3 protein-coding genes and 2 pseudogenes are annotated in these 3,264 nt (G+C 36.8%); 1 reads left to right on the top strand and 4 read right to left on the bottom strand.

What is annotated here, in order from left to right:
• Positions 1-629: 629 nt before the first annotated feature.
• The 4 genes and pseudogenes from HU824_RS19215 to HU824_RS19200 all read right to left on the bottom strand — a co-directional run bounded on the left by HU824_RS19215 (position 630) and on the right by HU824_RS19200 (position 2,940).
• On the bottom strand, positions 630-836 hold the full coding sequence (locus tag HU824_RS19215; RefSeq protein WP_176469723.1) for an XRE family transcriptional regulator: 207 nt from the start codon (positions 834-836) through the stop codon (positions 630-632).
• Positions 837-1,127: 291 nt separating this feature from the next.
• A pseudogene (locus HU824_RS19210) lies at positions 1,128-1,304 on the bottom strand (GGGtGRT protein); the annotation flags it as partial.
• A gap of 166 nt (positions 1,305-1,470) precedes the next feature.
• The gene (locus HU824_RS19205) at positions 1,471-2,064 is read right to left on the bottom strand and encodes a hypothetical protein (RefSeq protein WP_176469722.1); all 594 of its coding nucleotides are present in this window, start codon (positions 2,062-2,064) and stop codon (positions 1,471-1,473) included.
• Between the two features lie 219 nt (positions 2,065-2,283).
• Positions 2,284-2,940, bottom strand: coding sequence for a hypothetical protein (locus HU824_RS19200; protein ID WP_176469721.1), 657 nt, complete (start codon positions 2,938-2,940; stop codon positions 2,284-2,286).
• Between the two features lie 142 nt (positions 2,941-3,082).
• On the opposite strand from HU824_RS19200, the pseudogene HU824_RS19570 reads away from it, so the two are divergent.
• Positions 3,083-3,264, top strand: a pseudogene (locus tag HU824_RS19570) (transposase); the annotation flags it as partial.

Raw genomic sequence — 3,264 nt, 5'->3', positions numbered from 1 at the left:
TCCGACCACAGGATTATGTCACTACCGAATCGCTGTTTTATGCCACCAACAGGGCTTTGGCGGCGATAGGAACACGACTGAATATTAACTTTAGCCATTATGCTGCTTAATTTTGATTAGTTACTTATCGTTGCATAATTTATATACGAGTAAGTGATATCTTTGCTATCTGTTTGTCTTTTCTAATGACAATGAAATAAGCCCCAACTATAATGTCATATTGATTCTTCTTTATAAATAGGTTGGCAATGTATTTTCCTTTCTTTTTGAGGAAAACATTGTCATTTTTAGCTGATTTGTGGAATGAGATATTCTTTTTGTTGGCATATGATACATATATGATATTACCTTCATTGGATAATGATATTTCTTTATTATTATTATGGCTGCGAAATATGTGATTGATAATGTGAGTGTATAATTTGTTGGAACATCGATATTTATCGATTCTGAAATTTTCTCCACATAGTTTTGCAGAAAAGAATAATGAAAACAGAATGTATATGATAATTCTCATTTGTTTTTTCTGCAAAGATAGGGCGGCAGATGTTTGCATATCATTTTGGAATGATAGTATAATTCACGAATGTGTTGAAGAAAAATCACGCTTTTCTTGATTAAGCCGGGACTTAATTGACCTGTTTCCGGTCTAATTCGGTGAGGTAGTGTTGAAAGAAATTGTGTTGCAGCACGATGGAAAGGGCGGTGTCGATACTGGTACGCTTGAAGATGGAATACACATTTGTCCGTTCGCAGCAGAGTTTTTTGGCGAACCAGCTCACAGAGCGTTCTTGGCGGTGAAGCTCTTCCTCTATCAGTTTTCCAATGTGTATCATACAGAAATAAAAAAGGCGGAACCATTCGTGACTTATTTCAATCTGAGGCACCGCCAAGCACCTTGTTCACAAATAAGCACGAACAGTTCACGCCCAAACAGGACGTGAACCTTCATCTACTTATTCTCGTGAACTTCAAATTGGCGGTTTTCAGATTGAGAGAATAAGAGCTAAAAGCTCAAATATCTTTTAATAAGTAATGGAATGGAAACGCTTTTCCAAAAGTTTTTGTTTTTAATAAAAAATAGGAGAGTACTTAAAAAAGTACTCTCCATATAAATAATTTCAATATTATTTGCTCAAAGCAGTAGCAACGTCAACGTCGCAAGCCACTGTACAACCTACCATCGGGTTGTTACCGATTCCCAGGAATCCCATCATTTCTACGTGAGCGGGAACTGAGGATGAACCAGCGAACTGAGCGTCTGAGTGCATACGACCCATAGTGTCGGTCATACCGTATGAAGCAGCGACACAGCATCCCTGTAAGTCTTTGCAAGCTGTTATTAATCAATGCTATAATAGCAATGGGTAAACTCCTTGTTAGTAAATAAAAGAACGAATTATCAAAAAGGGCTGCATCATGGGCAAATGCCTATGCGTTACCCTTTAGATGAGAGTACTCCTAATAGAGTTAAGACCGTAATCTAATCTGCGTGTCAATGAAGTATAAATCTCCGTCTATGCCATAAAGTACATTATTGGGAACTGCATCAAACACTTCATAATCCGAATTACGATATTCGTCGTAATAGTCCATTTCAAAGCCAAGTGCTTGCATATAGGTGGCGATTTCATCTTCCGTAGCTTCCCGTTCAGCTAATATATAAGGCTGTACGAGAACTGCGCAAAATTCTTGCTGACTATTATAAGCGAAGCCTATCATCTGATAAGGAACATTACTAAAGAACTTGTTGTGTGCAGCAATGCGGATGAAGAAGTTCTCTAAATCATCCCCTGCGTATTCAAAGTTGTTCAGCTTGACAACAATGTCGTCTTTATCTCCTGTATAGACTTCATTCTCTCCGCCTTTATTAAGGAACTCCACATTTAAACTAGGAAGTGAAATCCATAAGCCGTTGGCATTGGAAAACTTTATGAGTTCTTCTGTTTGCCCTCTCTTATAGCCCTCTGTTGGTTCAGTTTCTCCTGCTGCTTCCTTTTGGCTTCTAACGATATGGGCTGCTTGCTCCAAGAGGTTATTGATTGGCGAGTACGTTCTATCCATTCTTTGTGAAATTCGTTGATGTATTCCATAATTTGTTTGATTATGAGTTTAAGACAAAGGTAATCATTCCTCTTTTAATTACCAATGCTTTTACTGCAACATTTTAGTGAATGGGGTATAGATGGAAGTATCTCTTGAAATTGTAGTAGTTTTAATAAAAAGAAAAGCAGCATAAGAGTTTCCTCAAATGCTGTTTCCTTTTCAGAATATCGTTTTTTATTATAATTGGATAAATTCTACATCATCAACTTGTAGTTCTTGCTTACCAAATGTATAATAGCCAAATCCTGTATAATCTAATGGCATATAACGTACTTTCAGTATTTGTACTCCATCAACAATGAATGTAAGGACTTGACCGTCACTTATAAGTTCCCATTCTTGGTCAACTTTCTTTCTGTCTTTCCATTTTACGCCTTGTTGGATAGCACCTACTACCATTCCATCTACTCGGCGTTCAAACCGTACCATTTCGTTGTTGAAGTTAAAGCAATAAAAGTTTCCGCCATCTCTATAGTTAAAGACTAATCCAGTAGTACGGTCATTTGCCAGTTTTTGAATATTGACATGGGTTCTTATCTTGAATGGTTTCTGTACGTCAAGTGGTGCGTAGCAATGGGTTTCAAAGAAAGTGTTTTCGCCAACTTTAGTAGCCACGCCACTTAATGCCGTAAGGGCTACTCCCAGTCCTTTATTCTCACCTTTTGAGATAATAGTCATCTTGCCATTATCTATAATAGCTGTTCCACTATTACTTTCGTAAGCACATTCTGTCCATTCAAGGGAGTTTGCATCAAATGTTTCTTTAAAACTTTGGGCGTTTATTTGGCTAAGTGCCATAAATGCCATTCCGATTGTAAATGCTAATTTTCTCATGATTTTTTATATTTAATACTTCGTTAAAATTACAGTTAATCCGTTGAAAACAAATGAGTTAGTAAATAATATTTAGTATAAAAAATAGGCCAAGTGGCTGATTTTCATTATCTTTAATGGTATCCTACCACACATTAAAGCAATGAACAAAACAGCACTTGACCAATATGAGGAAATCGTAACCGATGCTTTGAAATGTTGTTCAGCGAAGTTACGCAAAAGTTTTAAAACTGCATTCATTCAACTCATGATTTTGTATATGGTACTACCAAGAAAGATTAATTTCACCCAAATGGGACGTTACTCAGACAGCTCGGAACAACG

Source organism: Bacteroides sp. L10-4, assembly GCF_013373675.1.
GTDB lineage: Bacteria > Bacteroidota > Bacteroidia > Bacteroidales > Bacteroidaceae > Bacteroides > Bacteroides muris.
This window is presented reverse-complemented; position numbering and strand designations above follow the sequence as displayed.

Bases quoted from the DNA above. Each gene is read 5' to 3' on its own strand.
- HU824_RS19215 (WP_176469723.1), bottom strand. From the start codon at position 836: ATGATACACATTGGAAAACTGATAGAGGAAGAGCTTCACCGCCAAGAA.
- HU824_RS19205 (WP_176469722.1), bottom strand. From the start codon at position 2,064: ATGGATAGAACGTACTCGCCAATCAATAACCTCTTGGAGCAAGCAGCC.
- HU824_RS19200 (WP_176469721.1), bottom strand. From the start codon at position 2,940: ATGAGAAAATTAGCATTTACAATCGGAATGGCATTTATGGCACTTAGC.